Here is a 16511-nt window from a genome sequence, read left to right as displayed (position 1 = left end):
CAAGCCCCCGGCCTGAACAGCCGGTACGCGACCCGCGCTACTCCACGGAGCCGCCGCCGCAGGCGGCATCGGCTTCGGGGGGCCGCCCGGACCCCGGGTGGGAGCGCCAGGACTGGGGCGGTCGGCCGTGGTCGGCGGAGAAGGCGCGGCTGAAGGCGGCGGCGGAGCCGTAGCCCACGGTGAGGGCGATCCGTTCGACCGGCTTGTCCGTACCGGCGAGGAGTTCGCGGGCGTGCCGCATGCGTACCTCGCGGAGCACCTGCGCGGGGCTGCGGCCCAGCTCGCGGCGGAAGCGCTCGCTCAGGGACGAGCGGGACAGGTGCGCGAAGCGCGCCATGCTGTCCACCGTCCAGGCCCGCCCGGGATGCGCGTCGAGCGCCGACACCAGCGCGGTCAGGCGCGGGTCCGAGCGCTGCCGCGCGCTCTCCTCGACGGCCTGCACCATGGCGGCCTGGATCAGCCCGCCGTAGCTCGCGGCGAAGAGCGGATGCCCGTGCCTCGGGTCCAGCGGGCACATCCGCACCAGCTCCACGATGCCCCGGTTGCGCCCCGCGAAGTCCCGCGCCACCAGCGGGCTCGGCATCGGCGGCACCGCCCGCAGAGTGCCGACGGCCACCTCCGCGCGGGTCGGCGCGACGAGCCGGTACGTGGTCCTGGCGTCCACGTGGAAGGCGTCCCCGGCACACAGCGCCTCGGCGCCCGCCGCCGTCTCCAGCCGCGCGTCGCCGTCCAGGACCAGCGCCCAGATCGCGCCGTCGCCGCCGTCCAGCCGCTCTCCCGGGCCCAGTCGGCGGACCGTCACGGCCACCATGTCCCACGTCGGCACACCGCGCACACCGCCGAGGGGCGCGGCCGACCCATCCACCAGCGTCATGCACCGGCAAGCGCTCGGGCCGCCCGCCCTATTCCTCGGCGGCCCGGTACGGCTACGGGGTCCGGCGGACCGGCGGCGGTCCGAGGCGGGCGAAGGAGCGGGTGAGGCCGCGCTTGAGGAGCGCGGACAGCGGGCGTTCCACCAGCCGGTGCACGAGGTAGCTCAGCAGCAGCATGGCGCCGATGAGCGCGACGACCAGCAGGCGCGGGTCGGCGCGGTCGCGCAGGTAGTGGATGGCGGTGGTGCCCGCGGCGTAGTGGACCAGGTAGAAGGGGTAGGTCAGGGAGCCCGCGGTGGCGAGCCACTTCCACTGGAGGCGGTCGGTGAGACCGACGGCGACGCCGACCATGAGGAGCAGGAAGACGGTGTAGAGCAGGAGCGCGCCGCGCCAACTGGAGACGTGCTCGACGGTGTCGACGCGCTGGGCGATCTCGCTCTGGGCCATCAGCCAGGACATCCCGAGGATGCCCCACAGCAGCAGGTCCTGGCCGAAGCGGTGCATCAGGTACAGGGCGAGGCCCGCGATGAAGTACCAGGCGGCGTCCGGGTTGGCGAGCAGCGTCAGCGCGGGCGTCCCGGCGACGGGGGCGAGGGCGGCGGCGACGCCCCACACGCAGCAGAAGACGACGACCTTGCGGTAGGTCAGACCGGTGGCCACGACGAGCAGGAAGATCAGGTAGAAGCGCAGCTCCGACCAGAGGGTCCAGTAGACGCCGTCGACGTCGGCGATGCGCGAACCCTGTTGCAGCATCGAGAGGTTGAAGAGCGTGTCGCGCGCGGAGGCGGGCGCCTTGAAGACCGCGGGCCACAGCGTGAGCACGGCGGCGGTGAACAGCACGCCGAACCAGTACGCGGGGTAGAGCCGGATCACCCGGGAGACGAAGAAGTCCCGCGGTCCGCGCCCCCAGCACGACATGCAGATCACGAATCCGCTGATGACGAAGAAGATCTCGACGCCGATCCAGCCGTAGGACGACACGCGGAAGACGGCCGGGAAAACGTGGGAGGCCGGGCGGTCCCAGACCGGATTGTGCGGCTGGTTCACGCGGTTGGTGCCCACGTAGTGGTGGAGCGCGACCATCAGCGCGGCGCACAGCCGCAGCGCGTCGATCACGTACAGCCGCGGGCGGCGCGCGGGCGGGGCCGGTACGGCCAGGGGTCCCGGCGCGGGCAGCCCCTCGGCGGCGGGGCGTTCCTCGGTCCGCAGCACCCCGCCGCCCGCCGGGCCGCCGCCGCCCGCCGGGCCGCCGCGGCCCCCCGGCCAGTCGTCGCCGGAGCCGCCGCCCGCATGCCTCATGTGCTGATTCCGCCAGTTCGGGTCCGTGGTCAGGGCTTCCGTCCGCGCTCTCCCGCGCGCTCCGGAGCACTTCAACGTAGGGCGGTCGCTCGGCGCGAAACCAGGCCCGCGGGCCGGGATCGGGAACGGTTCAGCAGGTTGTCATCCAGCGCTGGGCAGCCCGCAAGGAGATGACCGTACGAAATTCACCCCGGCTGCATCAGGGCCCCTCGGCCGACACCCGCGCCGCCGTACTTCTGCGTGCTGTTCTGCGTGGTCCCGGCCGCTCCCGAGGACTTGACTCGGCGGTGGGGCAGCGGCCGTCGGGGCCGCGGACCACCAGGTCAGGAGAGGTCATGACGGCGATCGGGAATGTCGTGCTGGTGCACGGCGGATTCGTGGACGGGGCGGGCTGGCAGGGGGTGTACGACCATCTGACGGCCGACGGCTACCGGGTGGCGGTCGTGCAGAATCCGACGCTGTCGCTCGCCGACGACGTGGCGGTCACGCGGCGGGTGCTGGACGGTCTGGACGGTCCCGCGGTGCTCGTGGGGCACTCGTACGGCGGCGCCGTCATCACCGAGGCGGGCAACCACCCCAACGTGGCCGCGCTCGCGTACATCACGGCCTTCGCGCCGGACGCGGGTGAGTCCGTCAACACGCTGATCGCCGACCCGCCGCCCGGTGCGCCGGTGCCGCCGATCCTGCCGCCGCAGGACGGGTTCCTCTTCCTCGACCGGGAGAAGTTCGCGGCGTCCTTCGCGGCCGACGTGCCCGCGAACGTGGCCGCCTTCATGGCCGACGCGCAGGTCCCGTGGGGTGTGGAGGCCCTGGCCGGTACGGTCTCCGAGCCCGCGTGGCGGACGAAGCCGTCGTGGTACCTGGTCGCGACCGACGACCGGATGATCCCGCCGCCCGCGCAGCGCGCCATGTCCGAGCGGGCCAAGGCCACCGTCTCCGAGACGCCCGGCAGCCACGCCGTGTACGTGTCCCGGCCCGCCGTCGTGGCCGCCGTCATCGCGCAGGCCGCCCAGGGCGCCAACGGCGGCTTCTGACCCCGGCCCGCCCCGCCGCCCGGCCCGCCGTGAGGCGGGTCAGGGCTGCGCGGACAGCGGGCGGCAGCGGTCGGCCGCCTCCGTGTCCCCGACCTCCGCGAACACCTCGGCGGCCCGTGCGTAGGCGCGCCGGCTCCCGTCGGTCCTGCCTTCGTCGGCCAGCAGGGCGCCCAGCGTCTCCAGTCCCTCGGCGAGCCGGAAGCCGGTCAGGCGCTGCGCGTCCAGGGAGGCGATCGCCGCGGTGAGCGCGGCGATCGCCTCAGGACGGCGGCCGAGGTGCCCCAGGCACTGGCCGATGCGGATCAGGCCCAGCGGGCGGCAGTGCGCCACGACGGTCGGCGCCATCCGCGGCTCCTCGTCGTCGATGACGGCGAGAGCGGTACGGAACTGCCGCAGCGCCTCGGTGTAACGGCCCTCCTCACGCAGCGAGTTGCCGATCGAGGCGAGGGACTGCACATAGGAGTCCATGTCGCCGAGGGCCCGGAACGTCTCCGCCGCCCGGGACGCGGACGCGATCGCCTCGCCGGGGCGGCCGAGCAGGCGCGCGGCCCCGGCGGCGTACTGGTGGGACCAGGCGATCTGCGCGGTGGCGCCGCCGCGTTCGGCCAGCTCCAGCGCCTCACGCGCGTACCGCAGCACCGCCCGCGGGTCGCGGGACGGCACCCAGTGGACCCAGGCCAGATAGTTGAGCTGGGCCGCCTGCTGGGCCAGGTCGCCGAGGGCCGCGGCGGCCTCGGCGCCGAGCGTGAACACCTCGCGCCAGTGCGGGCCGTGTGCCCACCGGTCGGAGAACCAGTGCATGGACTCGGCGCAGTCCAGCACGGGCGCGTACCGGCCGCGGGCCGCGGCGGCCCGCATCGCGCCGAGCCAGTTGTCCACGTTCGCCCGCAGCCAGCGTTCGGCCTCTTCTTCCGAGGCCAGCCTCGGAAGTTCGGGGTCGGGCCGGTCGGGACGGCCGTAGCCGGGTTCGAACCACCGCCCGGCCAGGGTGGCCGTCCGCAGCAGCCAGGCCGTCACCCGGTCCGCCAACTCCGCGCGCCGCGCCGGGCTCTCCTCCTCCCGCAGCCGCTCGCGCGCGAAGAGGCGGACCAGGTCGTGGAAGCGGTAGCGCCCGGCGGTGCTGTCCTGGAGCAGGCCGAGGTCGACGAGGTCGTCGAGCGCGTCCCAGGTCTCCTTGACCGGCATCCGGCCCGCGACGGCCGCCAGGTCCGCGTCGACGTCCGGCCCCGGCACGGCGGCCAGCCGCCGGAACAACGCCCGCGCGGGCGCGGCGAGTTGTTCGTACGACATCCCGAAGGCGTTGGCGATCTTGAGGTCACCGGCCGTGAGCTGGTCCAGCCGCCGCTCCTCGTCCGCGAGCCGGGCGGCGAGTTCACCGGCCGCCCAACCGGGCCTGCTGGCCAGCCGGTTCCCGATGATCCGCAGCGCGAGCGGGAGACCGCCGCACAGCTCGGCGAGCCTGGTCAGGTCGGACTCCTCGTCGGTGGCCGCGCGTTCGCCGATGATCCCGGTCAGCAGGTGCGTGGCCTCCGGGAGCGGCAGCGGGCCGAGCACCAGCCTGCGGACGCCTTCGAGTCCTGCCAGCAGCCGCCGGGTGGTGATCATGGCCCGGCCCGCTCCCCCGGCCGGGAGCAGCGGGCGCACCTGCTCCTCCGACGCGGCGTTGTCGAGGACGACCAGGACGCGCCGGTCGCGCAGGACCGACCGGTACAGGGAGGCGCGGCCCTCGGTGGCGGCCGGGATGTCCTGGTCGCCGACGCCCAGCGCGCGCAGGACGTGCCGCAGCGCCTCGTCCGCGGTCACGGGCCGCTGCGACATGCCGAGCAGGTCCAGGAAGTACACCCCTTCGGGGAAGCTCGGCCGTACGGCGTGGGCGGCCCGGACGGCGAAGGTGGTCTTGCCCAGACCCGCGGCGCCGGTGACGAGACCGACCACCCCGACGCCCGGCGCGCTCTCGGCGTACACCAGCTCGCTCATCCAGACCAGTTCGGCGGCGCGGCCGGTGAAGTCCGGTACGGCGCCCGGCAGTTCGCACAGGCCGCTCGGACGCGTCCAGTGGCCGCGCAGGCGGCCGTCCCGCGCCAGGTCGAGCAACTCCGCGCGCGCGGCGCCTTCCAGGGCGAGCGCGTCGGCCAGCGCGGTCACGGTCCGCTGCTGGGGTCCGCGGCTCCGGCCGCGCTCCATGTCCGACAGCGTCCGGGCACTGACACCGGACGCCTCCGCCAGTCGCTCGAGGGTCAGCCGCGCCGCGCGGCGATGGCCGCGCAGCACCTCGCCGAAGCCCGTACGTCCGGTGATGGCGCACCACTCCCCTCAGCTGCGGAGCCGAGGTGTCCCTCCCCGGCCGCCGGCCGGCGTCGTCCGAGGGTGCGGCGTTCCGCGTGCTCCCCGTCACCCGGCGGGTTTCCTCCGCCACCTGCCGGTTCCCTCGGACGGACGAGGTCGTGGGATGCACACTAGGAGCCTGGCGGGCCTGCCCGATTCCGTCATATGACGTAGTCGGGTGACGGCGGTCGGCCGGGGCGCGGCAGGGGGCAGTGATGAGCGACGGAGCCGGCGACGCGAGGGACGGGCTGCTGGTCGGCAGGGACGCCGACCTCGGCAGGCTCGGCGCGTTCCTGGCCGAAGTCCCGCGCCGCGGAGGGTCGTTGGCGCTGGTGGGCGAGCCGGGCGTCGGCAAGTCGGCGCTGCTCGCCGCCGTCGCCGGGAGCGCCGAGGCCGCCGGGATGCGGGTGCTGCGCGCGGACGGTGTGCAGTACCGGGCGCAGTTGAGTTACGGCGCGCTGCGGCAGTTGCTGACGTCGGTGCCCGAGGTCCGCGCCCGCGCGGCCGAACTGCCGTCCCTGGCCGGTGTCCTGGGCCTGGAGCACGACGCGGCGCCCGGCCACCGGACGGTCGTGGAGGCCGCGGCGGCGCTGGCCGCCGCGCTGTCCCGCGACCGCCCCGCCCTGCTGGTGCTGGACGACGCGCAGTGGCTTGACCGGTCGAGTGCCGTCGTCCTCGGGCACGTCGCCCGTCGCCTGCCGGGCACGGCCACCGGTCTGGTGTGCGCGGTCAGGCTCGGCGAGGAGAGCTTCTTCGACCACAACGGCCTTCCCCTGCACGAGTTGGGGCCGCTCCCGGAGGCCGCCGCCGACGAGCTGCTGCGCCGCCGCTTCCCGACGCTCGCCTCGCGGGTGCGGCGGCGCGTAATCGCCGAGGCCGAGGGCAACCCCCTGGCGCTGCTGGAACTGCCCGCCGCCCTCACCGAGCCCCAGCGGCGCGCCTCCCAGGCCCTGCCCAAGCGGCTGCCGCTGCCGCAGCGGCTCCAGTCGACCTTCGCCTCGCGCATCAGGACGCTGCCACCGGCCACCCGGCACCTGCTGCTCGTCGCCGCGCTGGAGGGCAGCGGCACCATGATGATCGTGCGCCGCGCGGTGGCCGGCCGGTGCGATCCGAAGCACCTGGCCCCGGCGGAGCGCCTGCGACTCGTGCGCGTGGACGACGACATGGGGCGCGTGCACTTCCGGCACTCCCTCATCCGCTCCGCCGTCGTGGAGCTGTCGACCAGCGACCAGCGCCGGGGCGTCCACCGCGCGCTCGCGGCGGCGTGGGCCGCGGTCCCCGAGCGGCGCGCCTGGCACCTGGCCCAGGCCGCCGACGAGCCGGACGAGTCGATCGCCGCGCTCCTGGAGGAGGCCGCCGACGTCGGCACACGCCGCGGCGACGGGCCCAACGCCGTTGCCGCGCTGGTCCGTTCGGCCGAGCTGAGCCCCGCGGGCGACGCGTACGCCCGGCGGCTGGCCAAGGCGGCGTACGTCGGCGCGAATCTCACCGGCGACGTACGCGACGTACCGCGTCTCCTGCACGACGCGCGGCAGGCGTCGCCGGACGCGGACTCCCCGGCCGTCGCGGTGGCCGCCGCGCTGTACCTGCTCAACAGCTACGGGGACATCGACACCGCGCACCGCCTGCTGTCCGGCGCCGTCGCGCTCCAGCCCGAGCCGTACGACCTCACGGACGCCACGCTCGTGGAGGCCCTGACCACGCTGCTGATGGTGTGCGTGCACGGCGGCCGGCGCGAGCTGTGGTCGGAGCTCGACGCGGCGCTGGCGAAGTGCGCCGCCGTCCCCGACACCCTGCACCTGCTGCGGACCACCTTCGGCGACCCGGCCCGCGCCCGCCCGGCCGACTGGGCGCGGCTCGACACCGCGATCCGGACCGTGCCCGGCACGGCGGACCCGGTGCGGATCGTCCGGATCGCCACCGCCGCCGCGTACGGCGACCGCCTGCACGCGATGGAGGCGCCGCTGCGGCTCACCGCCCGCGGCGGCCTGGACGGGCAGAACGTCTTCCCCGCCATCCAGGCGTCGTTCCTGTGGAGCAGCCACGCCTGGTTCACCGGCCAGTGGGCCGAGGCGCGGCAGGTCGCGGAGCAGGGTCTGCGGTGGTGCGAGGAGATGGCCTATCCGCTGCGCTCCTGGACCGGCACATTCGTCCTCGCCTGCCTGCACGCGGCCTGCGGCGAGTACGCGCGGGCCCGGCGGCTCGCGGACCGGATGGACCAGTGGGCGGGTTCCCGCAGGGGCTACGCCGTCGGCTGCTACGCCGCCCACGCGCGGACGCTGACCGCCCTGGCGCTCGGCGACTTCGACGAGGCGTACCGCCACGCCTCCCGGATCACGCCGCCCGGGACCTTCGCGCCGTTCGCCGGGCACGCGGTGTGGGCGGTCCTCGACCAGGTCGAGGCGACGGTACGGACCGGGCGGCGGGACGAGGCCGCCGCGCACGTACGGGCCGCGCGCGAGGCCGGACTGGAGGCGGTGTCACCGCGGTTGGCGATGGTGCTGCTCGCGTCGGCCGCGCTGACGGCGGACCGCGACGACGAGGCCGTACGGGGTTTCGGCCAGGCGCTGGCCGTCGAGGGCGCCGAGCGCTGGCCCTTCGACCACGCCCGCGTCCAGCTCTACCTGGGTGAACGCCTGCGCCGGAGCAAGGCGCCCGGCCGGGCCGGGCACCTGCTCGGCGCCGCCGCGGCCGGCTTCGAACGGCTCGGCGCCCGCCCCTGGGCCGACCGGGCCAACAAGGAGCTGCGCGCCTGCGGCATCCCGGTCGCCGCGCGCTTCCCGCCCGAGGGCCCGGCCCTGACACCGCAGCAGTGGGAGGTCGCCCGGCTGGCCGCCACCGGCCTGACCAACAAGCAGATCGGGGAGCGGCTGCTGCTGTCGCCGCGGACCGTCTCGACCCATCTCCACCAGCTCTTCCCGAAGTTGGGCATCACCTCGCGGGCGGCGCTGCGGGACGCGCTGGACCGGACGGAAGAGCGGCGAGCCTGAACTTTTATCGTACGAACACCAATCCGCGGGCACCTCGGCTCCGAACTACCTCACGTATGAGGCCAGTCCGCGAGAGGAGTGCCATGGGACTCCTGACCGTCGACGTCCGCGCCACCCCCGCGGGCGCGGTCGTCGCACTCGCCGGAGCGCTCGACTACTCCACCGCGCCGCAGGTCCGCGAGGCCGTCGAACGCCTCGCCCTCGGGCCCGGCCGACAGCTCGTCGTGGACATGGGCGGGCTGGACTTCATCGACTCCAGCGGTCTCAGCACGCTGCTCGCCGCCCACCACCGGGCGGAAGAGGCCCACGCCCACACCGTCCTGGCCGCGGTCCCCGACCGGTTCGACCGGGTCTTCCGCGTCACGGGACTCGACCAGGTCTTCACCGCGGCGCCGAGCGCGGACGCGGCGGTCGAGGCGTGGACGGCGGAGCGCGGGACCGCGGGTGACGGGTGGGCGGCGGACCGAGGGCACCGCGGGTGACGGGTGGGCGGCGGACCGGGGGCACGGTGGGTGACGGGTGGGGGCCGGAAAAGAAATTCCTGAGTCTTCGTGCGTGCGACGCGTGAGAGGGGGTACGTGCCTGGGGTCACAGCCGACGACGTTGGGCGAACACATGACGGCGATCACGCACGACGCGGGAACCACCGCACTGCCGACCGGAGTCGGCCGGAGCGTTCCGGCCGTGGGTGAGGTGCCGCAGGTCGCGGACCCGGCGAAGGTCTCGCCGAAGGACGCCCGCGAGCTGTCGAAGCTGTACTTCGACCGCCTCCAGTCGCTGGAGGAGGGCACCGAGGAGTACAGCCGCGCGCGCGGCACGCTGATCGAGATGAACATGTCCCTCGTCCGCTTCTCCGCCCGCAGGTTCCGCAGCCGCGGCCCGCAGGAGTGGGAGGACATCGTCCAGGTCGGCACGATCGGCCTGATCAAGGCGATAGACCGGTTCGACCTGTCGCGGGAGACGGAGTTCACCACCTTCGCCATCCCGTACATCGTCGGCGAGATGAAGCGGTTCTTCCGCGACACGTCCTGGGCCGTCCACGTACCGCGCCGCCTCCAGGAGCTGCGGGTCGAGCTGGCCAAGGCCCGCGACCACCTGACCGCCGTCCTGGACGCGCCGCCGACCCTCGCCGAGCTGGCCGCCTACCTGGAGATCACCGAGGACGAGGTCGTCGAGGGCCTGGTGGCCGCCAACGGCTACACCGCGGGCTCCATCGACCTGCCCGCCGGTGACGACGGCGAGGACGCCGGACGCTCGTACGCCGACACCATCGGCGCGGCCGACCCGGCGATGGAACTCGTCGAGGACTTCCAGGCGCTGGCGCCGCTGCTGGCGAAGCTGGACGACCGCGAGCGCAGCATCCTGCGGATGCGCTTCGGACAGGAGCTGACCCAGGCCGACATCGGCGCGGAGCTCGGCTACTCCCAGATGCACGTGTCCCGGCTGCTCAGCCGGACCCTGGCCAAGCTGCGGGCCGGGATGCTCACCGACAAGTAGCCGCCGACCGGCCAGCAGGACAGCCCCACGGCACGGAGCACCACGGCCGCCGACCGGACAGCGATCCGCTCGGCGGCCGAGCTGTGCGCGGCTCGGCTCAGCCCGGCTCAGCCCGGCTCAGCGCCCGGGCAGCCAGTCCCGCAGCCGGATCAGGCCGTCGCGCAGATCGACCGGCCGTCTCGTGGCCGCCGGACCGGCCTGGTCGACGGCCGCCGCGGGACAGGCGTGTCCGCCGAGGCCCGCCAGGACCACCGCCTCGCGCTGCCGGGGCGTCAGCCGCTTGAGGTCCGTCCGTACCCGCGGGTCGGCGCGGATCTCCCGCAGCCGCCCGAGGATCGCGTCCAGGGTCGGGCCGACGTCGGTCCGTACGGCCTCCGTGTCCCGCCCGGACCTGAGCAGGCCGACCAGGCTTCGGTGGACGCGGGTGACCGCCCAGGTCAGGGCGTCGGCGTGGGCGGGGTCGAAGCGGGGCGCCGTGCGCCAGACGTCGACCAGCGCCTCGCGGGACAGCTCCTCGGCCCGCACCGCGTCGCCCGTCATGCAGTGCGCCAGGCCGTAGGCGGCGGGCGCCAGCAGCGGATAGAGCCGGTCGAAGGCGTCGCGGTCGCCCTTGCCCGCGCGGATGAGGAGTTCCCGCACGTCCGCGCCTTGACCCGGGTCACCGCTCGTATCGCCGCCCCCCGTACCGCCGACCGCGCTGCCGCTCGTACCGCCGACCGCGCTGCCACCCGTACCGCCGCTCGTACCGCCACCCGTACCGTTCATAAATGGTGAGCTTCCCTCGCAGACCGTTCCCATACGCGGCCAAGGCTCCCACGCCACCGCAGACCGCACCCACGAAAGCCGCCGGGACCCGGTCGTCGGCGCCGAACGGGCCGTTCGCCCGCGCGACCCGGGGGGCAGGCCCTCATACTGGATCAGGGACAGGTGTTCGGATCGTTGCGGCGGGAAGCTGGCAGGGGTCCGGAACGCGTGGTTGGCTGGCGCGCGAAAAACGCCGTCTGACGGAACGGGCAAGGGTTGTGGCGGGAGCGATGGAGTACCCGGGCGGCGTGCGGGCGGACGGGTTGCCGGCCGTGCTGTCCGACCCCGGTCGGCTGGCGGCGCTCGACGCCAGCGGCATGGTCGGCTCCGCTCCGGAGCGGGTCTTCGACGATCTGACCAGGCTGGCGGTGTCGGTGACCGGCGCCGCGATCTCCGCGATCACCTTCGTCGGCGAGACGCGTACGTACTGGAAGTCGGTACCGCACCTGCCCTACGGGGACGTGGAGAGCTGGCAGAACGCGGTGGGCGACAGCTTCTGCTACTTCGCCGTCGGTGAGAACGGGCCGTTCGTGGTGGAGGACGCGGAGAAGGACCCGCGGACGGCGGGGCATCCGGCGATCGGGCCGTGGGGCGTGGGCGCGTGGGCCGGATTCCCGATCGTGACCACGGACGGGCAGCCGATCGGCACCATGTGCGTGATCGACGCCAACCCTCGGGTGTGGACACCGCAGGAACTGGAGACGATGTCGGTCCTGGCGCGGGCGGTGTCCAACGAGATCAACGTGCGGATGTCGCTCGACCGTGTGCACACCGCCCTCCAGACCGCCGAGAACGCGCTGTCGACCGCGCAGGGCGCGCTGGCCGCCTCCCGCGAACTGGCCCGCAGCCTCCAGGACAGCCTGCTGCCCCCGGCCCTGCGCCCCGTGCCGGGTGTGGACGCCGCCGCCCTGTACATCCCGGCGAGCGGCGACATCAGCGTGGTGGGCGACTTCTACGACCTGTTCCAGGCCCGCGGGGCCTGGTGGACCGCGGTCATGGGCGATGTGTGCGGCAAGGGGACCGAGGCGGCCAAGGTGACCGCGCTGGCCCGCTACACCCTGCGCGCGGACGCCGGTGAGCACCTGTCGCCCGCGGCGGTGCTCGACCGGCTGAACACCGCCATGCTCGCGCAGGGCGCCCCCCGTTTCCTGACCGCCGTCCAGACCACCTTCCGCGCCAGCGGGTCCGGGGTGTCGGGGCGGCTGTGCCTGGCGGGACACCCGCCCGCCCTGATCCGCCGCGCCGACGGCCGCGTCCGGCAGGCCGGCACCCCCGGCACCCTCCTCGGCGTGGTCGACCCGGTACACCTCTCCGACGTCCGCTTCCGGCTGACCCCCGGCGACCTGCTGCTGCTCTACACCGACGGCGCCTGCGAGGCGCGGCCCGACCCGCGCGGCGCGGAGCCGCGCCGGCCGATGTTCGACGAGGCCGCCCTCGCCCGTACCCTCGGCGACACCCACACCATGGGCGCCGCCGACACCATCGAGTACATCGCCGACACGCTCAGCGACTACCACGGCGGCTGGGCCAGCGACGACACCGCGCTGCTCGCGCTGCGGGTCCCGCCGCGCGCCTGACCCGGCCGGGTTCTCGTTCCGCATACGCGTTCCGGTGCGGTGACGTGCCGGAGCGGTGGCGTGCCGGGCGTTCCCCAGCGGTGTCCACAGCCTGTGGACCGGCCGCGGCGGGGTTCGGGGAAGCGCGGGGCGCGGGGCGGGGTGTGCGGTGTGCGTACGGGGAAGCGCGGGGCAGGCGTGGGTGGTGTGCGTACGATGATGCCGTTCCGGTGCGACATCCGGGCGGCCGTCTGCTGGGAGGGCGAGATCGACCTCTACGCGGTTCCCCCTGCCCGTGGGGCGCCGGTCGTACGACGGCCGTCGAGCGGTGCCGCGTGATCAGCGACCGCATGGCGGAGATCCTGCGGGCGCTCCAGACCTCGGACTGGCCGGACGTCGCCGGTGGAGTCGCCGAGACGCTCGGCGTGGACGGCATCGCGATCAGCGCGGGCAGCCGGCCCGGCGCGTCGGAGGTCCTGTGGTCCTCCGGTGCCGGAGCGCGCGCCTTCGAGGATCTCCAGCTCACGGTCGGTCAGGGCCCGGGACCCGACTGCCTGGCCGGCGGCACCGCGGTACGCGTCCCCGACCTGGGGCTCACGCCGGCCGGCCGCTGGCCCGCCCTGCTGCGGGAGACGCCCGCGCTCAGCGTACGGGCGGTGTTCTGTTTCGCGTTGCGCGTCGGCGCGATCACGCTGGGCGTGCTGACGCTGGTCAGGGACGCGCCCGGCCGCCTGACCCCCGAACAGGACGGTGACGCGGGTGTCCTCGCGGGCCTGCTGACCCGGCGTTTCCTCGACCCCGGGGACGCGTGGACGCCGTCCAGCGGCCGTCCCGCTCTGTCCGCTCCCGGTATGCCCGGCCCCGCTCTGCCCGCCCCCGCCCTGCACCAGGCCGTGCTGCACCAGGCGACCGGCATGGTCAGCGTCCAGCTCGCCGTGCCGCTGGCGGAAGCGCTGCTGCGGCTGCGCGCCTACGCGTACGGCAACGAGCGTCCTCTGGCCGACGTGGCCCGGGACGTCGTGGCCAGACGGCTGAGGATGGTCCCCAACCCGAGCCCCGGTCAGAGCCCAGGTACGAGGACCGAACCGAGCCCCGATCCGAACCCGCCTTCACCCGCAGCAGACGAGGACTGATCTCCATGACGACCCGCGAACAGCAAGTCACCGAGGTCTTCGTCGAGGTGGCCGACTTCCTGATCGACGACTTCGACGTCATCGACTTCCTCCAGAAGCTGTCGGTGCGCTGCATGGAGCTGCTGGACGTCGCCGCCGTCGGCGTCCTGCTCGCCGACGAGAACGGTGTCCTGCACGTACTCGCGGCCTCCGACGAACACACCAGGCTGCTGGAGCTGTTCGCGCTCCAGCACGACCAGGGTCCCTGCGTCGACTGCTACCACGACGGCGAGCCGCGGACCAACGTCGACCTCGGCGCTCCCGAAGTGGCCGCCGCCTGGCCCCAGTTCACCGCCGGGGCCGAGGCCACCGGATTCGTCGCCACCAACGCGCTGCCGCTGCGGCTGCGCGGCCGGGTGATCGGCGCGCTGAGCCTCTTCCAGACCGACCCGGAGCCGCTGACGGACCAGGACGTGACCCTCGCCCAGGCCCTCGCCGACGTCGCCACCATCGCGATCCTCCAACAGCGCACGCTCGCCCACGCCGAGGCCGAACGCGACCAGCTCCAGTACGCCCTCAACGCCCGCATCACCATCGAACAGGTCAAGGGCATCCTCGCCGAGCGCTGGCACCTGGGCGTCGACGAGGCGTTCAGCGTCTTCCGCTCCTACGCCCACGCCCACGGCCGCAAACTCTCCGACCTGGCCCGCGAGATCGCCGACGGCACGCAGGCCACGGAGACCATCCGCACCTTTCCGACGCGCGCGCCGCGGACGGGCGCGTAGGAGCGGGGCACTCAGGCGCCGGGACGCCCGGGCACTGGGGCGCTCAGGCACCGGGACGCCCAGGCCCTGGGGTGCTCAGGCCGGTGTGAACACGACCTCGAAGTCCCGGACGTGGTGGGCGATTTCGCCGGGCGGCAGGACGGCCGCGTCATCCGGCGAGCTGCCGAGGGACCTGGCCTGGCTGACGAACCGCTGGACAGCGGCCCGCTTACGGGCGGCCACCTCTTCCGGCAGCCGGACGAGGGACGCCGACGCCCACGGCACGCGGGGGTCGTCTGGGCGGGCCCAGTGCCACATCCACACGGGATAGAGCAGGCAGGGCACCGACGCCTTACGGGCGGCGGTCAGCGCGGCGCGGCCCGCGGCCTCGTGGTCGCTGTGGACGTCACCGGTCCACGGCGCCAGGCACAGGTCGGCGTCGGACAGCAGCGGCACCAGGGCCGCGGCGACCTCGTCCTCATGGCCCGCCACCTCGGTGTCCGCCACTCTCAGCCGGACGATGTCCTGTGCGTCGGCGCCGAGTTCGGCCAGGGCCTCGCGCAATTCCGCGGCCCGGATGCCGACGAGCTGATGGGACGTGATGGCCGTGCTGTCGGCGTGGGACAGTTCGCCGTCGGTCACCGACACGACGGTGACCGCCACACCGGCCGCGGCGAGCAGCGCGATGCTGCCGCCCACCCCCAGCACCTCGTCGTCGGGGTGCGCGGCCACGACCACCACCCGTCCGGCGGTGGGCAGTTCGGTGTCGGCCAGGTGCGCCCAGCCGTCCCAGGCGCGCCACTGCTCCTCGTCGGTGCCGGGCGCCTGGAGCGGATCGGCGTGCTCGGGACTCTCGGTGTGCGGGATGTCGGTGTGCTGCTCGTCGGTGTGCGGGTCATCGGTGTGCTGCTCGGGGTTGTGCGGGGTGTCGTGCTGGTCCATCAGGATGTCTCCCTACCGGCCACGGGGCCGCCCGGTTCCGCGCGATTGGTTTCCTTGACGCCGTGCGCGATGACGTCGGTGTCGAAGCCGCCCTCGGTGATCAGGCGGGCCAGGTGCGAGATCTTGTGCTGACGCGCTCGGGCGAAGGAGCGCAAGGTAGCGAAGGCCTGGTCGAGGGACATGTTCCAGCGCTCGGCGAGGATGCCCTTGGCCTGTTCGACGATGATCCGGCTGTGGAGCGCGTACTGGAGCTGGTCGCGTTCCGCCTCGGCGTGCGCGAGGGTCCGCTGTTGGAGGATCGCGATGGTGGCCACGACGTCGTGGGACACGTCCGTCACGGTGCGCCCGCTGCCGTACGCGTGGGCCCGCAGCCGCAGCAGGGCGTCGGCGAGGGAGACGGCGAGCTGGACGCTGACCATGCCGGTCGCCTGGTGGACCACGGCGTGATGGAGGAAGGGGAGGGGGTCCGGCGGGTCCGCGGGGTCCGGCGGGTTCATCGGGCCCGGCGGGTTCATTTGGCCCTGCGGGATCACAGGGTCCTGAGGCCGCACACGATCCGCCTCTTGGCGTGCCCGACCGGCACCCTCCAGGAAGTACCTGGTCAGGGCGGCGGCCAGGATCGCCGCGTCGGCGCTCTGCCCGCTGGTCAACGGCCCCGGCGCGCGCCGCACCGCGGTCAGCACCCCGAGTCCGATCCCGCCCATGCGCAGCGGGAAGCAGAAGACCGCGCGCGCCGCCAGGCCGGGCGCCTCCATGACCAGCTCGGGCCAGCGGTCGTGGCGGACGCGGGCCAGATCCGGCACCCGTACCGTCGTACCGCCCACCATGCAGTCGGGTCCCGGGCCCTGCCCCAGTGTGAGCTGGAGGTCTTCGAAGCCGCGCGACACGTCGTCGGAACACCACAGCACCTCGGTCCTGCCCGGCTCGTTCCCCAGCGAGACGGCGACGCCGTCCACCTCGAGGGCCGCGGCGCCCGCCACGGCCACCGCGGGCGACCCCTGGCCGTCCTGGAGCAGACGCAGTGCCTCCGCCAGGCGCTCAGCCGCCATCGGGCACCACCGCATACGGCCTCACATGGCCTCGATTCCCCGAGCGCGGAAGGAACGACGGACGGAGACCGGTCACGCGGTCATCGCGTTCGCGTAAGGGTGAACGGTCATCCGTTCAGCGGTTGTGGGTTCCGCCCGTCACGGCGAGGTGATCCGCGGGAGATCCGCGGCCCCGGTGGCGGCATCGCACTCAACCGACTGCGCCAGGGGCAGGGACGCTCCTTCCACCCTACCTCCCGGGTGTCCGCGGGCACCCTGACGTCACAC

The 16511-nt window shown here is 74.2% G+C and carries 13 protein-coding genes; 7 read left to right on the top strand and 6 right to left on the bottom strand.

What is annotated here, in order from left to right:
* Window positions 1-37: 37 nt before the first annotated feature.
* The gene (locus ACZ37P_RS20560; RefSeq protein WP_355340067.1) at window positions 38-874 is read right to left on the bottom strand and encodes a helix-turn-helix transcriptional regulator; all 837 of its coding nucleotides are present in this window, start codon (window positions 872-874) and stop codon (window positions 38-40) included.
* A gap of 52 nt (window positions 875-926) precedes the next feature.
* Window positions 927-2171 carry an acyltransferase family protein gene (locus ACZ37P_RS20555; protein ID WP_467347891.1) on the bottom strand — a complete coding sequence of 415 codons (1245 nt, stop codon included), beginning with the start codon at window positions 2169-2171 and terminating at the stop codon, window positions 927-929.
* A 335-nt stretch (window positions 2172-2506) separates the two neighbouring features.
* Here ACZ37P_RS20555 and ACZ37P_RS20550 point away from each other — a divergent pair, with 335 nt between their 5' ends.
* Window positions 2507-3205: an alpha/beta fold hydrolase gene (locus ACZ37P_RS20550; protein ID WP_355340061.1), complete on the top strand. Its 699-nt coding sequence runs from the start codon at window positions 2507-2509 to the stop codon at window positions 3203-3205.
* A 39-nt stretch (window positions 3206-3244) separates the two neighbouring features.
* Here ACZ37P_RS20550 and ACZ37P_RS20545 read toward each other — a convergent pair whose 3' ends face one another.
* The gene (locus ACZ37P_RS20545; RefSeq protein ID WP_467347890.1) at window positions 3245-5476 is read right to left on the bottom strand and encodes a helix-turn-helix domain-containing protein; all 2232 of its coding nucleotides are present in this window, start codon (window positions 5474-5476) and stop codon (window positions 3245-3247) included.
* A 269-nt stretch (window positions 5477-5745) separates the two neighbouring features.
* Between ACZ37P_RS20545 and ACZ37P_RS20540 the strand changes: the two genes are divergently transcribed.
* The 3 genes from ACZ37P_RS20540 to ACZ37P_RS20530 all read left to right on the top strand — a co-directional run bounded on the left by ACZ37P_RS20540 (window position 5746) and on the right by ACZ37P_RS20530 (window position 10017).
* Window positions 5746-8520: an AAA family ATPase gene (locus ACZ37P_RS20540; protein ID WP_467347888.1), complete on the top strand. Its 2775-nt coding sequence runs from the start codon at window positions 5746-5748 to the stop codon at window positions 8518-8520.
* Window positions 8521-8603: 83 nt separating this feature from the next.
* Entirely contained in the window at window positions 8604-9002 is a 399-nt protein-coding gene (locus tag ACZ37P_RS20535; protein WP_467347886.1) for an STAS domain-containing protein, read from the top strand.
* A 133-nt stretch (window positions 9003-9135) separates the two neighbouring features.
* Entirely contained in the window at window positions 9136-10017 is an 882-nt protein-coding gene (locus tag ACZ37P_RS20530; RefSeq protein WP_355340050.1) for a SigB/SigF/SigG family RNA polymerase sigma factor, read from the top strand.
* Between the two features lie 117 nt (window positions 10018-10134).
* On the opposite strand, the gene ACZ37P_RS20525 is transcribed toward ACZ37P_RS20530, so the two are convergent.
* Window positions 10135-10782, bottom strand: coding sequence for a sigma factor (locus tag ACZ37P_RS20525; RefSeq protein WP_401851678.1), 648 nt, complete (start codon window positions 10780-10782; stop codon window positions 10135-10137).
* Between the two features lie 269 nt (window positions 10783-11051).
* On the opposite strand from ACZ37P_RS20525, the gene ACZ37P_RS20520 reads away from it, so the two are divergent.
* The 3 genes from ACZ37P_RS20520 (at window position 11052) to ACZ37P_RS20510 (ending at window position 14274) form a co-directional block, all read left to right on the top strand.
* The gene (locus ACZ37P_RS20520) at window positions 11052-12398 is read left to right on the top strand and encodes a GAF domain-containing SpoIIE family protein phosphatase (protein ID WP_355340044.1); all 1347 of its coding nucleotides are present in this window, start codon (window positions 11052-11054) and stop codon (window positions 12396-12398) included.
* A 314-nt stretch (window positions 12399-12712) separates the two neighbouring features.
* A complete protein-coding gene (locus tag ACZ37P_RS20515) occupies window positions 12713-13510 on the top strand; it encodes a GAF and ANTAR domain-containing protein (RefSeq protein WP_467347883.1) in 798 nt (265 codons plus the stop codon).
* Window positions 13511-13515: 5 nt separating this feature from the next.
* On the top strand, window positions 13516-14274 hold the full coding sequence (locus ACZ37P_RS20510) for a GAF and ANTAR domain-containing protein (RefSeq protein WP_355340038.1): 759 nt from the start codon (window positions 13516-13518) through the stop codon (window positions 14272-14274).
* Between the two features lie 75 nt (window positions 14275-14349).
* On the opposite strand, the gene ACZ37P_RS20505 is transcribed toward ACZ37P_RS20510, so the two are convergent.
* Window positions 14350-15195 carry a PIG-L deacetylase family protein gene (locus tag ACZ37P_RS20505; RefSeq protein WP_467347881.1) on the bottom strand — a complete coding sequence of 282 codons (846 nt, stop codon included), beginning with the start codon at window positions 15193-15195 and terminating at the stop codon, window positions 14350-14352.
* Window positions 15195-16244 (bottom strand): ANTAR domain-containing protein, encoded by a 1050-nt coding sequence (locus ACZ37P_RS20500; RefSeq protein WP_467347880.1) that lies wholly within the window; start codon window positions 16242-16244, stop codon window positions 15195-15197. The genes ACZ37P_RS20505 and ACZ37P_RS20500 overlap by 1 nt, the downstream gene beginning before the upstream one ends.
* Window positions 16245-16511 lie beyond the last annotated feature (267 nt).

Source organism: Streptomyces sp. NPDC024632 (assembly GCF_055559175.1).
The sequence above is the reverse complement of the archived record's forward strand: the minus strand, read 5'-3'. Positions and strand labels throughout refer to the sequence as shown.

Bases quoted from the DNA above. Each gene is read 5' to 3' on its own strand.
- ACZ37P_RS20560 (WP_355340067.1), bottom strand. From the start codon at position 874: ATGACGCTGGTGGATGGGTCGGCCGCGCCCCTCGGCGGTGTGCGCGGT.
- ACZ37P_RS20555 (WP_467347891.1), bottom strand. From the start codon at position 2,171: ATGAGGCATGCGGGCGGCGGCTCCGGCGACGACTGGCCGGGGGGCCGC.
- ACZ37P_RS20550 (WP_355340061.1), top strand. From the start codon at position 2,507: ATGACGGCGATCGGGAATGTCGTGCTGGTGCACGGCGGATTCGTGGAC.
- ACZ37P_RS20540 (WP_467347888.1), top strand. From the start codon at position 5,746: ATGAGCGACGGAGCCGGCGACGCGAGGGACGGGCTGCTGGTCGGCAGG.
- ACZ37P_RS20535 (WP_467347886.1), top strand. From the start codon at position 8,604: ATGGGACTCCTGACCGTCGACGTCCGCGCCACCCCCGCGGGCGCGGTC.
- ACZ37P_RS20530 (WP_355340050.1), top strand. From the start codon at position 9,136: ATGACGGCGATCACGCACGACGCGGGAACCACCGCACTGCCGACCGGA.
- ACZ37P_RS20525 (WP_401851678.1), bottom strand. From the start codon at position 10,782: ATGAACGGTACGGGTGGCGGTACGAGCGGCGGTACGGGTGGCAGCGCG.
- ACZ37P_RS20520 (WP_355340044.1), top strand. From the start codon at position 11,052: ATGGAGTACCCGGGCGGCGTGCGGGCGGACGGGTTGCCGGCCGTGCTG.
- ACZ37P_RS20510 (WP_355340038.1), top strand. From the start codon at position 13,516: ATGACGACCCGCGAACAGCAAGTCACCGAGGTCTTCGTCGAGGTGGCC.
- ACZ37P_RS20505 (WP_467347881.1), bottom strand. From the start codon at position 15,195: ATGGACCAGCACGACACCCCGCACAACCCCGAGCAGCACACCGATGAC.
- ACZ37P_RS20500 (WP_467347880.1), bottom strand. From the start codon at position 16,244: ATGGCGGCTGAGCGCCTGGCGGAGGCACTGCGTCTGCTCCAGGACGGC.